This is a genomic window from Streptomyces sp. NPDC014676 (assembly GCF_043084105.1).
In the GTDB taxonomy this organism is placed as follows: Bacteria; Actinomycetota; Actinomycetes; order Streptomycetales; family Streptomycetaceae; genus Streptomyces.
The window spans coordinates 191106-210816 of sequence record NZ_JBIBZI010000012.1 but is presented as its reverse complement, the minus strand read 5'-3'; the positions used below and the strand labels follow the sequence as shown (position 1 = coordinate 210816).

At 72.1% G+C, this 19711-nt stretch carries 13 protein-coding genes and 2 pseudogenes; 6 read left to right on the top strand and 9 right to left on the bottom strand.

What is annotated here, in order from left to right:
• Positions 1 to 26: 26 nt before the first annotated feature.
• The 3 genes from ACF1DX_RS29465 (at position 27) to ACF1DX_RS29455 (ending at position 5650) form a co-directional block, all read left to right on the top strand.
• On the top strand, positions 27 to 1364 hold the full coding sequence (locus ACF1DX_RS29465) for an ABC transporter substrate-binding protein (RefSeq protein WP_391794164.1): 1338 nt from the start codon (positions 27 to 29) through the stop codon (positions 1362 to 1364).
• Positions 1365 to 1438: 74 nt separating this feature from the next.
• Positions 1439 to 3481, top strand: coding sequence for a beta-galactosidase (locus ACF1DX_RS29460; protein ID WP_391794163.1), 2043 nt, complete (start codon positions 1439 to 1441; stop codon positions 3479 to 3481).
• A 129-nt stretch (positions 3482 to 3610) separates the two neighbouring features.
• Positions 3611 to 5650: an RICIN domain-containing protein gene (locus tag ACF1DX_RS29455; RefSeq protein ID WP_391794162.1), complete on the top strand. Its 2040-nt coding sequence runs from the start codon at positions 3611 to 3613 to the stop codon at positions 5648 to 5650.
• Positions 5651 to 5778: 128 nt separating this feature from the next.
• On the opposite strand, the pseudogene ACF1DX_RS29450 reads toward ACF1DX_RS29455, so the two are convergent.
• Positions 5779 to 6136 (bottom strand): annotated as a pseudogene (locus ACF1DX_RS29450) (hypothetical protein); the annotation flags it as partial.
• Between the two features lie 231 nt (positions 6137 to 6367).
• On the opposite strand from ACF1DX_RS29450, the gene ACF1DX_RS29445 reads away from it, so the two are divergent.
• Positions 6368 to 6820, top strand: a complete 453-nt coding sequence (locus ACF1DX_RS29445) for a phospholipase (RefSeq protein ID WP_391794161.1) — start codon at positions 6368 to 6370, stop codon at positions 6818 to 6820.
• Positions 6821 to 6900: 80 nt separating this feature from the next.
• Here the strand turns inward: ACF1DX_RS29445 and ACF1DX_RS29440 are convergent, their stop codons facing one another.
• The 5 genes from ACF1DX_RS29440 to ACF1DX_RS29420 form a co-directional block, all read right to left on the bottom strand.
• Positions 6901 to 8967 carry an iron ABC transporter permease gene (locus ACF1DX_RS29440; protein WP_391794160.1) on the bottom strand — a complete coding sequence of 689 codons (2067 nt, stop codon included), beginning with the start codon at positions 8965 to 8967 and terminating at the stop codon, positions 6901 to 6903.
• 4 nt (positions 8968 to 8971) lie between these two features.
• Positions 8972 to 9958 carry an iron-siderophore ABC transporter substrate-binding protein gene (locus ACF1DX_RS29435; protein ID WP_391794159.1) on the bottom strand — a complete coding sequence of 329 codons (987 nt, stop codon included), beginning with the start codon at positions 9956 to 9958 and terminating at the stop codon, positions 8972 to 8974.
• On the bottom strand, positions 9955 to 10809 hold the full coding sequence (locus ACF1DX_RS29430) for an ABC transporter ATP-binding protein (protein ID WP_391794158.1): 855 nt from the start codon (positions 10807 to 10809) through the stop codon (positions 9955 to 9957). Before ACF1DX_RS29430 ends, ACF1DX_RS29435 begins: the two co-directional genes overlap by 4 nt.
• A gap of 79 nt (positions 10810 to 10888) precedes the next feature.
• Positions 10889 to 12070 carry a spore photoproduct lyase family protein gene (locus ACF1DX_RS29425; protein WP_391794157.1) on the bottom strand — a complete coding sequence of 394 codons (1182 nt, stop codon included), beginning with the start codon at positions 12068 to 12070 and terminating at the stop codon, positions 10889 to 10891.
• A gap of 407 nt (positions 12071 to 12477) precedes the next feature.
• Positions 12478 to 14757 carry a catalase gene (locus ACF1DX_RS29420; protein ID WP_391794156.1) on the bottom strand — a complete coding sequence of 760 codons (2280 nt, stop codon included), beginning with the start codon at positions 14755 to 14757 and terminating at the stop codon, positions 12478 to 12480.
• 563 nt (positions 14758 to 15320) lie between these two features.
• Between ACF1DX_RS29420 and ACF1DX_RS29415 the strand changes: the two genes are divergently transcribed.
• The gene (locus ACF1DX_RS29415; RefSeq protein ID WP_391794155.1) at positions 15321 to 17903 is read left to right on the top strand and encodes a discoidin domain-containing protein; all 2583 of its coding nucleotides are present in this window, start codon (positions 15321 to 15323) and stop codon (positions 17901 to 17903) included.
• 24 nt (positions 17904 to 17927) lie between these two features.
• Here ACF1DX_RS29415 and ACF1DX_RS29410 read toward each other — a convergent pair whose 3' ends face one another.
• Positions 17928 to 18152: a hypothetical protein gene (locus ACF1DX_RS29410; protein ID WP_030863527.1), complete on the bottom strand. Its 225-nt coding sequence runs from the start codon at positions 18150 to 18152 to the stop codon at positions 17928 to 17930.
• A 165-nt stretch (positions 18153 to 18317) separates the two neighbouring features.
• Here ACF1DX_RS29410 and ACF1DX_RS29405 point away from each other — a divergent pair.
• Positions 18318 to 18440 (top strand): annotated as a pseudogene (locus tag ACF1DX_RS29405) (carboxymuconolactone decarboxylase family protein); the annotation flags it as partial.
• A 72-nt stretch (positions 18441 to 18512) separates the two neighbouring features.
• Here ACF1DX_RS29405 and msrA read toward each other — a convergent pair.
• Both msrA and ACF1DX_RS29395 read right to left on the bottom strand, forming a co-directional pair.
• Complete coding sequence (gene msrA, locus ACF1DX_RS29400; protein WP_391794154.1) at positions 18513 to 19025, bottom strand: peptide-methionine (S)-S-oxide reductase MsrA; 513 nt, start codon at positions 19023 to 19025, stop codon at positions 18513 to 18515.
• A gap of 238 nt (positions 19026 to 19263) precedes the next feature.
• Positions 19264 to 19707 carry an ATP-binding protein gene (locus ACF1DX_RS29395; RefSeq protein ID WP_391794153.1) on the bottom strand — a complete coding sequence of 148 codons (444 nt, stop codon included), beginning with the start codon at positions 19705 to 19707 and terminating at the stop codon, positions 19264 to 19266.
• Between the last annotated feature and the right edge of the window lie 4 nt (positions 19708 to 19711).

The following is a 19711-nucleotide window of genomic DNA, read 5'->3' as shown; positions in this document are numbered from 1 at the left end:
GCCCACGAAGAAGTGGAAGCACCCTCATGCGCAGAAACACCGGCCGCCTGCTGCGCGGCATCGCCCTGCTGTCCGCCGTGGCCCTGGGCGCCACCGCCTGCGGCGGCTCCGACGACGGCTCCACCGACGAGGCGGTCTCCGCCTCGGACGTCCAGGCGGCCCTGAAGAAGGGCGGCACGGTGACGGTGTGGGCCTGGGAGCCCACGCTGAAGACGGTCGCCGCCGACTTCGAGAAGAAGTATCCGAAGGTCAAGATCAACCTCGTCGGCGAGCGGTCGGGCGACAAGCACTACACCGCGCTGTCGAACGCGATATCGGCCGAGAAGGGCGTCCCGGACGTCGCGCAGGTCGAGTACTTCGCGGTGAACCAGTACGCCCTCGGCAAGGGCCTCACCGACCTGGCCCCCTTCGGCGCCGGCAAGCTGGCGTCCCGGTACACGCCCGGTCCGTGGAACGCCGTGAGCGAGGACGAGGCGGTCTATGGCCTGCCGATGGACTCCGGCCCGATGGCGATGTTCTACAACAAGAAGGTCTTCGACAAGTACGAGATCGCCGTCCCGGCCACCTGGGACGAGTACGTCGACGCCGCGCGCAAGCTGCACAAGGCCGACCCCAAGGTCTACATCGCCAACGACGCCGGCGACGCCGGCTTCACCACCAGCATGCTGTGGCAGGCCGGTGCCCGTCCCTACAAGGTCGACGGCACCGATGTGAAGATCGACTTCGGTGGCGCGGAGGCCAAGAGGTACACGGACACCTGGCAGCAGCTCATCGACGAGAAGCTCCTCGCCCCGGTCAACGGCTGGACCGACGAGTGGTACAAGGGCCTGGGCGACGGCACCATCGCCACCCTGACCACCGGCGCCTGGATGCCCGCCAACTTCGTCAGCGGCGTGCCGAACGCGGCCGGCGACTGGCGCGCGGCCCCGATGCCGGCCTGGACCGAGGGCGACAAGGCCAGCGCGGAGAACGGCGGCAGCTCGCTGACCCTGCCCTCGCTCGGCAGGAACAAGGAACTCGCCTACGCCTTCGTGGAGTACGCGAACTCCGGTGACGGCGTCCAAACCCGCGTCGAGCAGGGCGCCTTCCCCGCCACCAAGGCGGAACTGCAGTCCGCCGACTTCCAGAGCACCAAGTTCGACTACCTCGGCGGTCAGGAGGCGAACAAGATCTTCGCCGAGTCCGCCGCGAACGTCGCCAGCGACTGGTCGTACCTGCCGTTCCAGCAGTACGCCAACTCGGTCTTCCACGACACGGTCGGCAAGGCCTACGTCTCGGGCACCACGCTCGCGGACGGCCTGAAGGCCTGGCAGGACGCCTCGGTGAAGTACGCCGAGGAACAGGGCTTCACCGTCGAGAAGTAGGACGGCACCAGGCACAGGGCGGCGCGGGCGGACTCCGCGCCGCCCCCGCGCACCACACCCCCGGAAGGACCGCCATGATCTCCACCCTCCTGTCCCGCACCGGCGGGGCGGACGGTGACCCCGCCCCCCGTCTCGTCTACGGCGCCGACTACAACCCCGAGCAGTGGCCCCGCACCGTGTGGGAGGAGGACGTCCGGCTGATGCGCGAGGCCGGCGTGAACCTCGTGTCCGTGGGGATCTTCTCCTGGGCCCGGCTGCAACCGGCCGAGGACACCTGGGACTTCGCCTGGCTCGACGAGGTGATGGACCTGCTGCACGCCGGCGGCGTCGGCGTCGACCTCGCCACCGCCACCGCCTCCCCGCCGCCCTGGCTCACCACCGCCCACCCGGAGATCCTCCCGGTCACGGCCACCGGCGAGACCCTCTGGCCGGGGGCGCGCCAGCACTGGCGCCCCACCTCGCCCGTCTTCCGCCGGTACGCGCTGCGCCTGGTCCGGGAGCTGGCCGCCCGGTACGCCGGTCATCCGGCGCTCGTCGCCTGGCACGTCAACAACGAGCTGGGCTGCCACAACGTCTACGACTACTCCGACGACGCGGCCCGTGCCTTCCGCGACTGGCTGCGCGCCCGCTACACCACGCTGGACGCGCTCAACACCGCCTGGGGCACGGCCTTCTGGTCACAGCGGTACACCGACTGGGAGCAGATCCTGCCGCCGCGGCTGGCCGCCTCCCACCCCAACCCCACACAGCAGCTCGACTTCAAGCGGTTCTCCTCGGACGCCCTGAAGGACCATCTGCGCGCCGAGCGGGAGATTCTGCGGGAGCTCACCCCGGACGTCCCCGTCACCACCAACTTCATGGTGACGGGCGGCACCAAGGGCATGAACTACCCCGACTGGGCCGACGAGATCGACTTCGTCTCCAACGACCACTACGTCCACCCCGGCCCGCAGGACCGCGACGAGCTGTCCTTCTCCGCCAACCTCACCAGCGGCATCTCCGGCGGGCGGCCCTGGTTCCTGATGGAGCACTCCACCAGCGCCGTCAACTGGCAGCCCGTCAACGTGGCCAAGCGCCCCGGTGACCTGGCCCGCGACTCGCTGCTGCACGTCGCCCACGGCGCCGACGCGGTCTGCTTCTTCCAGTGGCGGCAGTCGGCGGCGGGCGCCGAGAAGTACCACTCGGCGATGGTCCCGCACGCCGGCGCGGACAGCGAGCTGTTCCGCGCGGTGGCCGCGCTCGGCGCCACCCTCAAGACCCTCGCCCCGGTCACCGGGTCCGAGCGGGAGCCCGCCCGGGTCGGCATCCTCTACGACTGGGAGTCGTGGTGGGCGAGCGAACAGGACTCCCACCCCACCTCCCTGCTCGACTACCGGCAGGAGGCGCTCGACTGGTACTCGGCGCTCCTCGCCCTCGGCGTCCGCGCCGACCTCGTCACCACCCGGGCCGACCTGCACCGCCACCAGGTGCTGATCGCCCCCGTGCTGCACATGGTCCCCGCCGGCCTGGCGAAGACCCTCACCCGGTACGCCGAACAGGGCGGCCATCTGATCACCACGTACTTCTCCGGTGTCGTCGACGAGCACGACCACGTCTGGCTCGGCGGCTATCCCGGCGCCCTGCGGGACCTGCTCGGCATCCGCATCGAGGAGTTCGGCCCGCTGCTCGCCGGTGACCGTGTGGAGCTCGACGACGGCACGACCGGCACCCTGTGGACCGACCGGATCACCGTGACCGGTGCCGGGACCGAGGTCCTGGCCCGCTACCGCACCGGCGAGCAGTCGGGCAGGCCCGCCGTCACCCGGCGGCCGGCGGGCGGGGGTTCCGCCGCGTACGTGTCCACCCGGCTCGGTGTCGAGGGGCTCACCGCGCTGCTGCCCCGGCTGCTGGAGCCGGCCGGCGTGGAGAGCGAACTGCCCGCCGAGGTACGGGGGCTGGTCGAGCCGGTCGTACGCCGGGGCGACGGGGGCCGGTTCCTGTTCCTGGTGAACCGCACCGACGGCACCGTCCCGGTGCGCGGTCTCGACGGGGAGGTGCTCGTCGGCACCACCGGCGCCGACGGCGTCCTCACGCTCGGGCCCCGCGCGGTCGCCGTACTGCGGCAGCCGGCCGCCTGACACCCGCCCCCGCCACTCCCCCGGAACGGCACGCACCCGTTCCGGGGGCCGTCCCCTCCCGCCGCGGCAGCCGGTGCGGCGGGAGGGCCCGCCGAAGCACGACCACACCTCCATGTCGGGAGCACACCGATGGCACGCCGCACCCGCAACAGACGGCTCCTCACGGCGGCCGGGCTCACCGCCGCCCTGGCCACCGGGGCCGCCCTGGTCCCCGGACCGACGTCCGCCGCCCAGGCCGCGGACCTCCCCTCCGTCACCGTCCGGCCCGACCCCTCCTACCAGCAGGAGGAGTTCGAGGGCTGGGGCACCAGCCTCGTCTGGTTCGCCAACGCCACCGGCGACTACCCACCGGAGATCCGCGAGAAGCTCGCACGGCTCCTGTTCGGCGACGACGGCCTCGCCCTGAACATCGCCCGGTACAACGTCGGCGGCGGCAACGCCCCCGACGTGAAGGACTACCTGCGGGCCGGCGGCGCGGTCGAGGGCTGGTGGAAGGCGCCCGCGGGCACCACCCGCGAGGACACCGACTGGTGGGACGCCGAGGACCCCGCCGACTGGAACGAGAACGCCGACGCCACCCAGCGGTGGTGGGTGGACCGCGTCAAGAAGGACATCACCCACTGGGAGACCTTCAGCAACTCCCCGCCCTGGTTCATGACCGTCAGCGGCTACGTGTCCGGCGGGTTCGACGCCACCGCCGACCAGTTGAAGACCGAGTCGGTCGACGACTTCGCCGCCTACCTGGCGGGCGCCACCAAGCGGCTGGAGAAGGCGCACGGCATCGAGGTCGACACCGTCGACCCCTTCAACGAACCCAACACCGATTACTGGAGCACCCGCCTCGGTGCGGACGGCGAACCCGTCGGCGGACGCCAGGAGGGCGCCCACATCGGTCCCGGACTCCAGGAGAAGGTGCTCCACGCGCTCGCCCCGGCGCTGAAGAAGGCGAAGACCATGGCGGAGATCTCCGCCATGGACGAGACCAACCCGTCCCTCTTCGCCCAGAACTGGAACTCCTACTCGCCAGGGGCGCGTGACCTCGTCGGCCAGATGAACGTCCACACCTACGGCACCGGTCAGCGCACCACCGTGCGCGACATCGCCAAGGCCGAGGACAAACGGCTGTGGATGAGCGAGGTCGAGGGCGACTGGGGCGACGGACAGAACTTCACGGACATGCGTCCCGGTCTCGGCCTCGCCCAGCGCATCGTCGACGACCTGCGCGAACTGGAGCCGCGTGCCTGGGTGTTCTGGCAGCCCGTCGAGGACCACGACAACATGAGGCCCGGCGGCGAGTCCGCCGAGGGCGGCAACTGGGGCGAGATCCAGCTCCCCTTCAGCTGCACCTCGAAGGACACCCTCGAAACCTGCCCCATATACACGAACACCAAGTTCGACACCGCCCGCAACTTCACCCACTACATCAAGCCCGGTGACCGGCTGATCAAGGTGGACGACACCTCCAGCGCGGCGGCGGTGACGAAGAACGGCAAGGGCGCCTCGCTCGTCCACGTCAACGGCACCACCGGGGCGCGCGACGTCACCCTCGACCTGTCCAAGTTCCGCACCGTCAGCCGGAACGCGACCGTCACGCCCGTGGTGACCAGCGCCGACGGCAAGCTGGAGCGACACCGGGCGATCAAGGTCACCGACCGCGCGGCCACCTTCACCGTGCCCGCCCAGTCGGTGACGTCCTTCGTCGTCCAGGGCGTCTCCGGGGTCGCGAAGGACGCCCCGCTGCTGCGCGAGGGCCACACGTACACCCTGACCGGCGTGCAGAGCGGCAAGGCGGTCACCGTGGCCGACGACGGCACGAAGCTCGTCATCGGTACCGGCGACGGCTCCGCCTCCCAGCAGTGGCGGCTGAGCGCGGTGCGCCCCGACGACGGCGTGCGTGAGCGCTACGAGTTCACCAGCCCGGTGGACGGCGAGCGGCTGGCCGTGCGCGACGACGTCCCGGTGACCGAACCGCACACCGGCGAGCGGGACCCGGCCGCCGAATGGATCATGTCCACGACGGGTGACGGCACCTGGACCCTGGTCAACGCGGCCACCGGCCGCCTCCTGGAGGTCGGCGGGCAGGCCGCGCACGAGGGTGCCGCGGTCACGACGTGGCAGCCCAACTCCGGTTCCAACCAGCGCTGGACGGTCACGGACGTCACGGACTGACCGATCCGCCCGCGTCCGGCCGCACCACCGCCCGGCGGTGCGGCCGGACCGCTTCCGCGATCCCCGTGGACCGGTGCCGGCGCGGTGGTCCTGCCCGGGGTGACCGGCGGGCGGGGCTCGGTCGTCGGCGCGGGCGGTGCGGTGACCGCCGAGCGGAGCGCCGCGCCCAGCAGCTCCCGCCAGGGCTGCGGCGGATGGAACGCCTCCTCCGCCCACCGCCGCCAGCCCTTCGGCGCGTCGCCCGGCCGGGCGTTGATGCCCTGCGCCACGCGGAAGCGCACGGCGTTCGCGTTCCTGCTCGCTGAGCCCGTGGGCGCCGTCCGGGCCGAGGTCCCAGTCCCGTTCGAGTCCGTCGGCGCCGCTGCCGCAGTCCAGCCGGACCAGGCCCTGGGTGTACGGGCCGAGCGTGAACTGGCGCAGGTAGTCCTCCATCAGTTCTCCGGAGGTGAGCCCCAGGGTGCTCGGCAGCACCACGTCCTCGGGGCGTGCCGATCGTCACCACCTGCGTACGCGTCCTTTCACCGTGTGCGGCTCTCACCCTGTCCTGCCGCTGAAAAGGATTTCATCCCTCAATTCCGCGACCTCCGAGCGGGGTCCCGCAACCGGTTGTTCATCATGCGTCGGCCGACGCGCGCATGACAGGACAGACACCATGGGCATCGTCTTGGCATGAACCTGCGGTCCGATGGCCGGACCGCAGTCTCATGGAGGTGTGGGATGCACCGAAGGCTCGCCACCGCACTCGCCGCCCCGGCCCTGGCCCTGGCCGGTGTCCTCGGCACCGCCACCGGCGCCGAGGCCGTACCCGCCGACAAGCCCCAGGTTCTCGCGAGCTGGACGCAGACCAGCGCGTCGAGCTACAGCTCCTGGACCGCCGCCCGCGCGAACCAATCCGCCTGGTCCGCCTACCAGTTCGACTGGTCCACCGACTACTGCTCCTCCTCCCCGGACAACCCCTTCGGCTTCCCGTTCTCGACCGCCTGCGCCCGCCACGACTTCGGCTACCGCAACTACAAGGCCGCGGGCACGTTCAGCGCCAACAAGACGCGGCTCGACAGCGCCTTCTACGAGGACCTCAAGCGCGTCTGCAACGGCTACGGCGGTGCCACGAAGACCGCGTGCGACAGCACCGCGTGGACGTACTACCAGGCCGTCAAGGCATTCGGCTGAGCCGGGCGTTCCGCCGGCCCGGGACCGCCGCCGCCGGCCGCCTGACGGGCCGGCGGCGGTGCGCCGCCGGCCCGCGCGGACTACCGGCGGCCGCGCACCAGCACGTACAGGAAGTACGGCGTTCCGATCACGGCCGTCATCAGGCCGGCGCCCAGCTGGGCGGGGGCGATCACGGTGCGGCCCAGCAGGTCGGCCGTGCACACCAGTACGGCGCCGAGCAGCAGCGCGACCGGCAGGACACGGGTGTGCCGCCGCCCGACGAGGGCGCGTGCCGCGTGCGGGGCGACCAGGCCGACGAAGCCGATGGTGCCCGCGGCGGCGACGGCGGCGGCGCTGAGCAGCACGCTCAGCACGAGGAAGCCGAGCCTCCCGCGCCCCAGGTCGAGTCCGAGCAGCCGGGGGGTGTCCTCGTCGAGGGAGACCAGGTCGAGTTCCCTGTGCCGTACGCAGGCCACCGCGACGCCGACGGCGAGGACGGCCGCGAGGGGGAGGACGTCGGGCATGGTCCGGCCGTACGTGGAGCCCGACAGCCAGGTGAGGGCCTTGGTCGCGTTGAACGGGTCGGTGAGCACGATCAACAGGCTGATCAGGGCCGTCGTCGCGGTCGCGGTACCGATGCCGACGAGCACCAGCCGGTTCTGCTGGTAACCCCCGCGCGCGGCGAGGCCGAACACGACGACCGCGGCGACCGCGGATCCCGCGAAGGCCGCCCCGGCGACGTCCCACCCCCCGACGACGGGGACCGTCGTCACCAGGATCACCGCGCCGAGCGCGCCACCGCCGGAGACGCCCAGGACGGCGGGTTCCGCCAGCGGGTTGCGGGTGACGGCCTGCACCAGGGTTCCGGCCAGCGCGAGCGCCGCCCCGGCGAGGAGCGCGGCGGTCACCCGGGGCATACGGGTGTCCAGCACGAAGGAGACGGTCCTGCCCGCCCTGCCCTGCGCCCAGTTGACCACGTCGCCCAGCAGCAGCTTGCTGTCGCCCAGCAGGACGGCGGCGATCGTGACGCCGGCCAGGACGACCGTCAGCACGGTGAGCGTGGTGAGGAAGACGGCGCGGCTGCGGATGCGCAGTGTGTCCGGCGCGGCGGCGCCGGCGGTGTCGCGGAGCCGGGCCGCCATCACCACCAGGAAGGCCGCGCCGACGAGGCTGGTGACCACGCCGGTGGGCACGGCGACCGCGGTGTCCGCGTCGACGAACGTGCGCAGCAGTACGTCCGCCCCGAGCACCAGGGCGGCGCCGACGAGGCCCGCGACCGGCACGCCCGCACGCAGCAGCCGCAGCCCCCGGACGCGGCGGGCGAGCGGGCGGGCGAGGGCCGGGGCGCACAGGCCGACGAAGCCGATCGGGCCGGCCAGGGTGACGGCCGCCGCGGAGAGCAGGGTCGCCAGGACGACCGCCGTGACGCGGGTGGCCCGCACCGGGACGCCGAGTCCGCGGGCCGCGTCGTCGCCGAGGGCCAGGGCGTCGACCCGGCGGGCGATGAGCAGCAGACCGGCGAGGCCGACGACGGCGACGGGCAGCATCTGCAGGACACCGTCGAAGCCGTTCTGGCCGATGTTGCCCTGGTTCCACTGGTAGAGGCCCTCGGTCTGCTGCGGGAACAGCAGGAGCAGCCCCTCGGTGACGGCGGTGAGCCCGAGGGCGAGCGCGGTACCGGCGAGCACCAGCCGTACGGTGCCGGCGCCGAGCCCCGACAGTCCGAGGACGACGGCCGCCGCCGCGAGCCCGCCGGCGAAGGCGATGCCCGAGGAGGCGAGCAGCGGCAGGGAGACGCCGGTGACGGCGGCGATGCCGAGGGCGAAGTAGGAGCCCGCGTTGACGGCGAGGGTGTCCGGGGAGGCCAGGACGTTGCGGCTGACGGCCTGCAGGGCGACGCCGGCCATGCCGAGGGCCGCGCCCACGAGGAGCCCGGCGGTCATGCGGGGCAGCCGTGAGGCGATGACGACGGACGCGTCGGCCGGGTCGGCCCGTCCGGTGAGGGCCTTGAGGACCTCGGCCGGGCCGACCGCGGCGGTGCCCTGGGTGATGTCGACGACGGCGAGGGCCGCGACCAGGAGCACGAGCGCGGTCGTCACCGCGGCCGCGCCCGTCCGGGACGACACCGTCGCCGGACGGGCGGTGGGAGTGGTGGCGGTGACGGCCATCGCGCTACTTCGTCAGCGCCGCGACGACGGAGTCGGTGTACGCCTCCATCGAGCCGGTGCCGCCGAACATCCAGATGCCGTCGTCGATGCGGTGGACGTCACCGGACTTCACGAACGGCAGCGACTTCCAGGCGGAGTTGTCCGCGAGCTCCTTGCCGTAGGGGTCGCTGCTGGGGTCCTGGTCGTTGCCGATGTAGACGAACTGGACCTTCCCCAGGTCGGTCAGTCCCTCGACGTCGGTGGCGGCCAGGCCGTACGCCTCGTCGCCCTTCTGCTTCCAGGCGTTCTTCAGGCCGAGCCGCTCGTTGACGGCGCCGATGAGCGAACCGGAGGTGTAGGGGCGCACGGAGACCTGGTTGGAGGCGACGTAGCCGTCGGCGAAGGCGATCTCCGCGCCGCCCAGGCCGGCGTCGGCGAGGGCCTTCTGTCCTTCGGCGAGCTTGGTGTCGAAGTCCTTCTTCAGCGTGGCGGCGCGCTCGGTGGTGCCGGTGGCCTCGGCGATGAGGTCGACGTTCTTCAGCATCTGCCCGATCGGGTCGGCGGCGTCGGCGGACTTCACCTCCAGGACCGGGGCGACCTTGCGCAACTGCTTGACCGCGTCGGGCTTCAGGTCGGTGGTGGCGACGATGAGGTCGGGCTTGAGCGAGGCGATGGTGTCCATGCTGGGCTCGCCGCGGGTGCCGATGTCCTTGGGCTCGTTCTTGAGCGGGACGGCGGTGTCCCAGGTCCTGTAGCCCTTGACGTCGGCGACGCCCACCGGGTCGACGCCGAGGGAGACCAGGTGCTCGACGACGTTCCACTCGGTGCCGACGACCTTCTTGGCGGGGCCGTCGAGTTCCACCTTCGCGCCGGTGGCGTCGGTGAGGGTGATGGCCTGCGCGGACTCCTTGGCGGCCGCGGCGTCGTCGGCGGCGGGTTCGGTGGTGCCGCAGGCCGCCAGCAGGAGGGTGGCGGCGGTGGCCAGGGGCGCGGTGAGCAGGAGGCGTCTCATGAGGTGGTGCCGAGCCTTTCGCTTCGGGTGTGGTGACGGCCGATGGCGCGGGTGCGCAGCCGGCCGGTGAGGGGGTCGGTGTCGACCTCGATCCGGATGCCGTAGACCTCGGTCAGGCGCTCCGGGGTGAGGACGTCCTCGGGCGGGCCCTCGGCGACGACGCGTCCGGCCGCGAGGAGCACGATCCGGTCGGCGACGGCCGCCGCCTGGTCGAGGTCGTGCAGGACGACGCCGACGGCGATGCCGTGTTCGTCGGCCAGATCGCGCATGAGGTCGAGGAGTTCGACCTGGTAGCGCAGGTCGAGGTAGGTGGTGGGTTCGTCGAGGAGGAGGACGCCGGTCTCCTGGGCGAGACAGCCGGCCAGCCACACGCGCTGGAGCTGTCCTCCGGAGAGGTGTTCGGCTCCGCGGTCGGCGAGCTCGGCGACGCCGGTGAGGGCGAGGGCGCGGTCCACGGCGGCACGGCCGCCGGGGTCCGTGCCGCCCCATCGGCCGCGGTGCGGGTAGCGGCCGAACTCGACGACGTCCCGCACGCTGAGCCCGCTGGGGGTGGGGCGTCCCTGGAGCAGCAGGGCGACGCGGCGGGAGAACTCCCGGGGGCCGAGGGCCAGCGCGTCGGTGCCGGCGTCGATCGTGAGCGTGGCGGTCCGCGGCCGTTGCAGCCGGGCGACGGTGCGCAGCAGGGTCGACTTGCCGCTGCCGTTCGGGCCCACCAGGGCGGTCACTTCGCCGGGGCGCAGGGTCAGCGCCGCGTCGTGCACGACGTCGGCTCCGTCGTACGCCACGGTCACATCGGTGGCCGACAGTTGATGGCCGCGCGGGCCCGGGGCCGCCTCTTCAGCAGGAATCACTTGGCAAGGTTAGCCTACCCTTAATTCCCGTTATCGGGGGGTGACCTGGGAGAAAGCCGGAACGGGTGGGTGCCGTCCTTCAGAAGGCGTAGCGGATATCGAGCCACGGTGTGTGCCGGGTGGCCAGTTCACGCAGATCCGCGAGGGCGCGGCGCTTGATGTCGGCGCGGTAGCGGAGGTTGAGGGCGCCGTTCTGGGAGCGCTTGGTCTCCTGCGCGGCGGGCTGCCACAGCACGTCCTCGCCGCGCGGATGCCAGCGGAGGTTGACCTCGTGCAGCTCCGCGTTGTGGGTGAGCATGATGACTTCGGCGCGGGCCTGCCGCTTCACGCGCTCGGGCAGTACGTCGTCCATGTGCCGCAGCAGTCCGGCCCAGGCGTCCTGCCAGCCGGGGCGGACGACGACGGGTGAGAGGTTGAAGTGCACCTCGTACCCGGCGTCGAGGAAGTCCGCGGCGGCGGCGATCCGCCGGTCGACCGGGCTGGTGCGCAGGTCCAGCAGGCGCGAGTCGTCGGCCGGCATCACCGAGAAGCGGATACGGGTGCGGCCGCGCGGGTCGAGCTCCAGCAGGTCGGGGTTGACGAACTTGGTCGCGAAGGACGCCTTCGCGGTGGGCCAGTCGCGGAAGGCGCGCACCAGGTCGGCGGTGTTGTCGCAGACGAGGGCGTCGACGGAGCAGTCGCCGTTCTCGCCGATGTCGTACACCCATGCCCCGGGGTCGCACTGGTTGGGCTCCGGTTTGGGGCCCTGGGCGGCGACGTGGCGGCCGAGGTGGGCGATGATCCGGTCGATGTTGGTGAAGAGGGTGATCGGGTTGGCGAAGCCCTTGCGGCGGGGGACGTAGCAGTACACGCAGGACAGGGCGCAGCCGTTGGACGGGCCGGGGGCGATCCAGTCGGCGGAGCGGCCGTTGGGGCGGGTGGTGAGCGTCTTCTTCACACCCAGGACGAGGGTCTCGCGCTTGATCCGCATCCAGCGGTCGGCGCTGCCCTCGTTGCCGTGGAGTTCGGGGATGCGCCAGTGGGAGTCCGTCTCGATCAGCCGGGCCTCGGGGAACCGGGCGATGATCTGCCGCCCGCGGGGCGAGGCGGCGGCGGCCGGTTCGGCGTGGATCTCCCGGATCGCGAGAAGCCGGCGTGCCTGCGCGGAGTCCCGGAAGGCGGAGGCGGACGCCGCCGTCCCGGCCACCGGTGCCGCCGGCAGTTCGTCGAGACCGAAGAGCGGCTCCTGGGAGCCGGGGAACGCGGACGGATGGTGGTGCATGTACGGACCGGCTTCTCGGGAGCGGGGGCGATACGGAGCGCCCGCCGGCCGGATTCCACGGAACCCGGCAGGTGAGGGCCGTCCTCCCCACTGTACGGCGACGGGGCCGGCACCCCGCCACCGAGCAGGCTGTGGGAACGCCGGCGTCCGGCCGTGACCACCGCGGCAGCCGCCCCGCGGGCCGGTGGGAGTCCCCCTCCCCCGCGCGAGCGAACCCGAAAGCGGGGAAGGACGGGCACGGCCTCCGGCACCCCACGCCCGGCCGCGACCACCGCGGGCCTCCCACCCGGGCAGCCGCCCCGCAGGGCGATGGAGGGCCCGCTCGAGCGAAGCCGAGGGTGGGCGCGGCCTGTGGCGCCGGTGCGCCTCCGGACCGGGTCGGCGGGGCGTCCCGTCGTGGCCGGGTGTCAGGCCCGGGTCGTGAAGCGTTCCCAGACGCGGTGCGAGGCCAGCAGTTCGCGGACCTGGCCGAGAACGGCGGGGCCGGAGCCGGCGACCACGATGCCGGGGGCGTCGGTGGGGACGCCGGACGCTTCGAGGGCGGCTTCGCCGCCCGCCCACGCGCCGATCGCCTTGCCGTGCCGGAACGCCTCGGTCAGCAGCAGCCCGATCCGCGGATCGACCGCCGTCCGCTGTGCGGCGGAGGCCGCACCCTTGCCGTCGCGCGCGCCGACCGTGTCGTCGCCCATGGCCGGCACCCCGGCCAGCAGTACGGCGTCGAACTCGACGGACCGCGCGGTGACGTAGCTGCGCTGGACCGTCAGGGCCGGGTCGCCCGAGCCGAGCGTGCCGCCGGTCGGCGCCACGACCAGTGGGACCATGCCCGCCTCGAGCACCGCGTCGCGTACCGCGTGGACGCCGTCGAGGTCGCCGTCCGGGCCGGCGACGATGCCGATGACGCGCCCGTCCACCGGCCAGGTGCCCCCGATCTGCGAGAGGGCCGGGCTCGGCTCGACGTCGGCGAGCGGGACGGTGGGCTCGGGCGCGGGCAGACCGAGGCCCTCGGCGACACCGGCGCACAGTTCGGGGTCGATGTTGGCCAGGACCTGGAGGGTCCGCACCCTGATGGCCTCCTCGTAGCACTTGCCCAGCTCGAAGGTGTACGCGCCGATGATGTGCTCGCGCTCCACCGGGCTCATGCTCAGCCAGAACCGGCGGGGCTGGCTGAAGTGGTCCGCGAACGACTCCGGCGCCTCGCGCACCTTCCGCCCCTCCGGAACGGTCACCGGCGTCTCGATGAACGCGCTCGTGTCCGCGCCCGCGGTGAACGGGCAGCCGCCGTCGAGGGAGTTGGGCCGGTAGGGGGCCACGCCGCGGTGCACGGCCGTCTGGTGCATGCCGTCGCGCAGCATGTCGTTGACCGGTGCCTGCGGCCGGTTGATGGGCAGTTGCGGGAAGTTGGGGCCGCCCAGGCGCGTGATCTGTGTGTCCAGGTACGAGAACAGCCGTCCCGCGAGCAGCGGGTCGTCGGTGACGTCGATCCCGGGCACGAGGTGACCGACGTGGAAGGCGACCTGCTCCGTCTCGGCGAAGAAGTTGGACGGGTTCCGGTTGAGGGTCATCAGTCCGACCGGCTGCACCGGGGCGAGCTCCTCGGGCACGATGTTCGTCGGGTCCAGCAGGTCGATGCCCTCGAAGGTCTGCTCCGGGGTGTCGGGGAAGGTCTGGATGCCCAGCTCCCACTGCGGGTAGGCGCCCGCCTCGATGGCGTCGGCGAGGTCCCTCCGGTGGAAGTCCGGGTCGACGCCGTTGATCGTCTGCGCCTCGTCCCACACCAGGGAGTGCACGCCCAGCTTGGGCTTCCAGTGGAACTTCACCAGTGTCGTGGCGCCCTCCGCGTTGACCAGCCGGAAGGTGTGGACGCCGAAGCCCTCCATCATGCGGTAGGAGCGCGGGATGCCGCGGTCGCCCATGAAGAAGAGGGTGTGGTGGGTCGCCTCGGTGTGCAGGGAGACGAAGTCCCAGAAGGTGTCGTGCGCGCTCTGCGCCTGCGGGATCTCCCTGTCGGGGTGCGGCTTCGCCGCGTGGACGACGTCGGGGAACTTGATGGCGTCCTGGATGAAGAAGACCGGGATGTTGTTGCCGACCAGGTCGAAGACGCCCTCGCTGGTGTAGAACTTCGTGGCGAAACCGCGGGTGTCGCGCACGGTGTCGGCGGACCCGCGTGATCCGACCACGGTGGAGAACCGTACGAACACCGGCGTCTCGACCTCCGGGGCGAGGAACCCCGCCTTGGTCACGGAGGCCGCCGTGCCGTAGCTCTGGAAGACCCCGTGCGCGCCCGCGCCGCGGGCGTGGACCACGCGCTCCGGGATGCGCTCGTGGTCGAAGTGCATGATCTTCTCGCGCAGGTGGTGGTCCTGGAGCAGGACGGGGCCGCGCGGACCCGCCTTGAGCGAGTGGTCGGTGTCGTACAGCCGGGTGCCCTGCGCGTTGGTCAGGTAGCTCCCGGACTGCGCCATCCTGGCCTGGTCGGCGCCGGTGGGCTGACCGGTGGGCGACACGGTGGCCGGGCCGCTCTGGTCCGGCTTCGGCGGCAGCGGCTCGCGGGCCTCGGTCGGTTCGGCCACGGACGGCGGCCGGGAGCCCGGCCGTCCGGGAATGCCGTCGGCCGGGGCCGATCCGTCGTCCTGCAGCTTCTCGGCGATCTTCTTCGCCGCCCGCTTGACGGGGTTGGCCTCGCTCATGGGGTGATACTCCTCCGCTTCAGACCGGCCACGGACGGGGTGGCCGTGCGTTCCCTTGCCGACTGCGGGCGAACCGGGAGAACAAAACACTCGAAAAGGGCACCGGATGCCGCCAACGTCTCACGGCGGGCACACCCTCGCAGCGGGCACCCGCCGTTGGGGTGAACTCCCCGCCCCGGGGCGCCGCGCCCCGTACCTCGGCACACCCGCACTCCCCTCTCCGCCCTCCCCACCGGATCCGACCGCTCCGCCCGCGTACCCCCGGCCCGGCGGTCAAGGCATGCGGATTCACCCCGGCACACCGCTCCACCGGCGGGCCCTCGCTCACCAATTCATGTCCGAGGGCTTGCCCACCTGATGTCTCACCACTTAAATCAAAGCCTGAACTAAGCGGTCGCGGGGCCGTGTTCAGTCCTCCGGCATGCCCTCACGCACAGAAAAGCGCAGCACGCGCAGACCCCACGGAGAGCCGCCTCACCGCACCATCCGCCGTCCGGACGGCCCGGCCCACCCGCACGCGGGCCCGCCCGCATCCCCACATCGCACCAGCAGAAGGCTGACGCATGAGACACATGAAGCACCTGAGCCGCCTCAGACGCGGAGCCCTGGGTACGGCGCTCGCCGCCACGGCGGCACTCGTCACCCTGCCCGCCACCCAGGCCCCGGCCGCCGCGGCCGAGACCCCGTTGTCCCAGGGCAAGGCGGCCACCGCCTCCTCGACCGAGAACGCCGGCACACCCGCGAGCGGCGCCGTGGACGGCGACACGGGCACCCGGTGGTCGTCGGCCGCGAGCGACGACCAGTGGCTTCAGGTCGACCTCGGCGCCACGGCGTCGGTCTCCCAGGTCGTCCTGAACTGGGAGGCCGCCTACGGCAAGGACTACAAGATCCAGTTCTCGCAGGACGGCAGCGGCTGGACCGACGCCCGGACGGTCACCGGGAGCGACGGCGGCGTCGACACCGTGGACGTGTCGGGGCAGGCCCGCTACGTCCGTGTGCAGGGCCTGGACCGGGCCACCGCCTGGGGCTACTCGCTGTGGGAGTTCCAGGTCTTCGGCACCACCGGCGGCGGCAATCCGCCCGCCTCCTGCGGCACGGCCAACGCCGCCCAGGGCAAACCCGCCTCCGCCTCCTCCACGGAGAACGCGGGCACCCCCGCCTCCGCCGCCTTCGACGGTGACGCCGGCACCCGCTGGTCCAGCCAGGCCTCCGACCCGCAGTGGGTACGGGTCGACCTGGGCGCCGTACGCGACCTGTGCGGGGTGGACCTGAACTGGGAGGCCGCCTACGCCAAGGACTTCCGGATCGAGGCCTCCGCCGACGGACAGAACTGGACCACGCTCACGTCCGTCACCGGCGCCACCGGCGGCCGGGCCTCCTACGAGGTGAGCGGCTCCGGCCGCTACGTACGCGTCCTCGGCACGGCCCGCGGCACCGGCTACGGCTACTCCCTGTGGGAGGTCGCCGTGCACACCGCGTCGGACGACGGCGGCGGCGGTCCGATCGAGGGCGGCGGCGACCTCGGCCCGAACGTCATCGTCGTGGACCCGTCCACGCCGAACCTCCAGCAGAAGTTCGACCAGGTCTTCGCCCAGCAGGAGAGCAACCAGTTCGGCAGCGAGCGCTACCAGTTCCTGCTGAAGCCGGGCACGTACAACAACATCAACGCCCAACTCGGCTTCTACACCTCGGTCTCGGGTCTCGGCCTCAACCCCGACGACGTCCAGATCAACGGCGACATCACCGTGGACGCCGGCTGGTTCAACGGCAACGCCACGCAGAACTTCTGGCGTTCGGCGGAGAACCTCGCCATCAGCCCCGTCAACGGCACCGACCGCTGGGCGGTCGCGCAGGCGGCTCCGTTCCGCCGGATCCACGTCAAGGGCGGCCTCAACCTCGCCCCGAACGGCTACGGCTGGGCCTCCGGCGGCTACATCGCCGACTCGAAGATCGACGGCACCGTCGGCCCGTACTCCCAGCAGCAGTGGTACACGCGGGACAGCTCCGTCGGCGGCTGGACCAACGGCGTGTGGAACATGACGTTCACCGGTGTCCAGGGCGCTCCGGCGAGCAACTTCGAGACCGGTCCGTACACCACGTTCGACACCACGCCGATCTCCCGCGAGAAGCCGTTCCTCTACCTGGACGGCAACCAGTACAGGGTGTTCGTGCCCGCCAAGCGCACCAACGCGCGCGGTGTCTCCTGGCCGGCCAACGCCGGCGGTACGTCCCTTCCGCTCGACCGGTTCTACGTGGTGAAGCCCGGCGCGACGGCCGCGACCATCAACGCCGCGCTCGACCAGGGCCTCAACCTGCTGTTCACGCCCGGCGTCTACCACCTCGACCGGACGATCGAGGTCGACCGCGCCGACACGGTCGTGCTCGGTCTCGGCCTGGCGACGATCATCCCGGACAACGGGGTCGACGCCATGCACGTCGCGGACGTCGACGGCGTCCGGCTGGCCGGCTTCCTGATCGACGCGGGCCCGGTCAACTCGGCCACCCTGCTGCGGATCGGCCAGCCGGGCTCCTCCGCGGACCACGCCGCCAACCCGACCACCATGCAGGACGTGTTCATCCGCGTCGGCGGCGCCGGTCCTGGCCGCGCCACCGACTCCGTGGTCGTCAACAGCGACGACGTGATCATCGACCACACCTGGATCTGGCGCGCCGACCACGGCGAGGGCGTCGGCTGGGAGACCAACCGCGCCGACTACGGACTGCGCGTCAACGGCGACGACGTCCTCACCACGGGTCTGTTCGTCGAACACTTCAACAAGTACGACGTGTTCTGGAGCGGCGAACGCGGCCGCACGATCTTCTTCCAGAACGAGAAGGCGTACGACGCCCCCGACGAGGCCGCCATCACCCATGACGGCATCGTCGGCTACGCGGCCTACAAGGTCGCCGACTCGGTGAACGAACACGAGGCCTGGGCGCTCGGCAGCTACTGCAACTACACGTCCGACGACACCATCGTGCAGCACCACGGATTCCAGGTACCGGTGAAGCCCGGCATCAGGATGCGGCACCTGCAGGTGATCTCGCTCGGCGGCAAGGGGCAGTACCGCCACGTCATCAACGACACGGGCGCCCCGACGTCCGGGACGGACACCGTCCCGTCCAAGGTCGTCCAGTTCCCCTGAGCGTGACAGTGCCCCGCGCCGGATTCAGAACAACTGCCCCTGCTCGTCGGGGGCGGTCCGGCGCGGGGTACGGCGCGGGCCCGGCCGCCGTACCGGGGTCTCCTCCCCGAACAGCGGGGCCGTGCCGTACTCGTCCGGCTCGGCCGGCACCACGACGGGGCCGGTTCCCACGTTGAGGCACAGCGGGGCGTCGAGGTCGAAGTCCCCGGGCGTCATGTCCGTCCAGTCGCGTTCCCGACGCTCACTCACCGACGCTCCGCTCCCCGTTCATCCCGCCAGGTTATCGGTCGTCCGGCACCCCGGGAACGGCGCGCCGCCCGGCGTCACCCGACGGTGAGACGCGGGTCACGTTCCCCTTCCGGTCACACACGGGGGAGCTCGCCCGTCAGTGCTGTGTCACCACGGAAAACGACCGGAAAGACCTCGGTCCGCCTCGACCTGGTCGCCGCCTGGCGGGAGGCCACGGTCTTCACCGAGGCGGAGCGCGCCGCGCTGGAACTGGCGGAGCAGGGCACCCGGCTCGCCGACGCGGCCGGCGCCTACCGGCCCGGCCGGTTCGGCCGATCCGACCGGACGCCCGCCCCGGCCCACGACGGGCCGGGCGTCCGGTCAGGCCTCCGCGCGCTTCGGCAGCCGCCAGCCGGGCCGCGGGAAGTGGCAGGTGTAGCCGTCCGGGTAGCGCTGGAGGTAGTCCTGGTGCTCCGGCTCGGCCTCCCAGAACGGGCCGGCCGGTACGACCTCGGTCACCACGGTGCCCGGCCACAGCCCCGAGGCGTTCACATCGGCGATCGTCTCCTCGGCGACGCGCTTCTGCTCGTCGTCGAAGTAGAAGATGGCGGAGCGGTAGCTCGTCCCGATGTCGTTGCCCTGCCGGTTCTTCGTGCTCGGGTCGTGGATCTGGAAGAAGTACTCCAGGATCGTGCGGTAGTCGGTGACGGCGGGGTCGTAGGTGATCTCGATCGACTCGGCGTGGGTGCCGTGGTCGCGGTACGTCGCGTTCGGCACGTCGCCACCGCTGTAGCCCACCCGGGTGGTCAGCACACCCGGGAACGTGCGGATCAGCTCCTGCATGCCCCAGAAGCAGCCGCCCGCGAGCAGCGCCTTCTCCTCGTTCGTCGTCATCTTCGTCTCGCCTTTCTCCCACGTGTCCTGCGGCGTTCATCGGTGAGAACCGCACCGGCGACCCCATTGTTCCGGCCGTGCCGGCACCGCCGGACAGCGGGCCGGGCGGCACGGGCTGTTCCTCGTCGCCGGGTCCGCCGGACGCCGGGGCACGCGGTACGCGGCGGACGGCGAGGTCATCCGGACGGAGCGGCCGCTGCCGGCCGGGGAGGGCGGGTGATTCCCGGGGGCCGGCGGTTCAGGCGAGGAGTGAGATGCGGGCCATGATGCTCTTGCCGGCCGGCTCCTGCCGTACGTCCAGGGCCTGGGCGACTGCCATCACGATCTCCAGCCCGTGCTGGCCCACCCGGCCGGGGTCCGCGCTCCGGGCCACCGGTGGCGCGGGGTTGCCGTCCCGGACGATCACCTCGACGGCGTCGCCGGCGACCCGCAGGTCGAGGCCGACGGGGCCCGGGGCGTACTTGCGGGCGTTGGTGACCAGCTCGCTGACCACGAGCTGGGTGACCTCCACCACGCGGGTCGGCACCGGCAGGCCGTCCTCCGCCCGCGCCCGGGTCAGGAACGCGGCGGCGTGGTGGCGTGCCTGGGCTATCCAGGCGCCGTCGTCGTCCAGGGCGTACGAAGCCCGCAGCCGCGGTGCGCCTGGCACCGTGTCCCCCTCGTCGACTGGAACTGGTTCCATCCGG

Coding starts and splice junctions, on each gene's coding strand:
- ACF1DX_RS29465 (WP_391794164.1), top strand. CDS start 27: ATGCGCAGAAACACCGGCCGCCTGCTGCGCGGCATCGCCCTGCTGTCC.
- ACF1DX_RS29460 (WP_391794163.1), top strand. CDS start 1,439: ATGATCTCCACCCTCCTGTCCCGCACCGGCGGGGCGGACGGTGACCCC.
- ACF1DX_RS29455 (WP_391794162.1), top strand. CDS start 3,611: ATGGCACGCCGCACCCGCAACAGACGGCTCCTCACGGCGGCCGGGCTC.
- ACF1DX_RS29445 (WP_391794161.1), top strand. CDS start 6,368: ATGCACCGAAGGCTCGCCACCGCACTCGCCGCCCCGGCCCTGGCCCTG.
- ACF1DX_RS29440 (WP_391794160.1), bottom strand. CDS start 8,967: ATGGCCGTCACCGCCACCACTCCCACCGCCCGTCCGGCGACGGTGTCG.
- ACF1DX_RS29435 (WP_391794159.1), bottom strand. CDS start 9,958: ATGAGACGCCTCCTGCTCACCGCGCCCCTGGCCACCGCCGCCACCCTC.
- ACF1DX_RS29425 (WP_391794157.1), bottom strand. CDS start 12,070: ATGCACCACCATCCGTCCGCGTTCCCCGGCTCCCAGGAGCCGCTCTTC.
- ACF1DX_RS29420 (WP_391794156.1), bottom strand. CDS start 14,757: ATGAGCGAGGCCAACCCCGTCAAGCGGGCGGCGAAGAAGATCGCCGAG.
- ACF1DX_RS29415 (WP_391794155.1), top strand. CDS start 15,321: ATGAGACACATGAAGCACCTGAGCCGCCTCAGACGCGGAGCCCTGGGT.
- msrA (WP_391794154.1), bottom strand. CDS start 19,025: ATGACGACGAACGAGGAGAAGGCGCTGCTCGCGGGCGGCTGCTTCTGG.
- ACF1DX_RS29395 (WP_391794153.1), bottom strand. CDS start 19,707: ATGGAACCAGTTCCAGTCGACGAGGGGGACACGGTGCCAGGCGCACCG.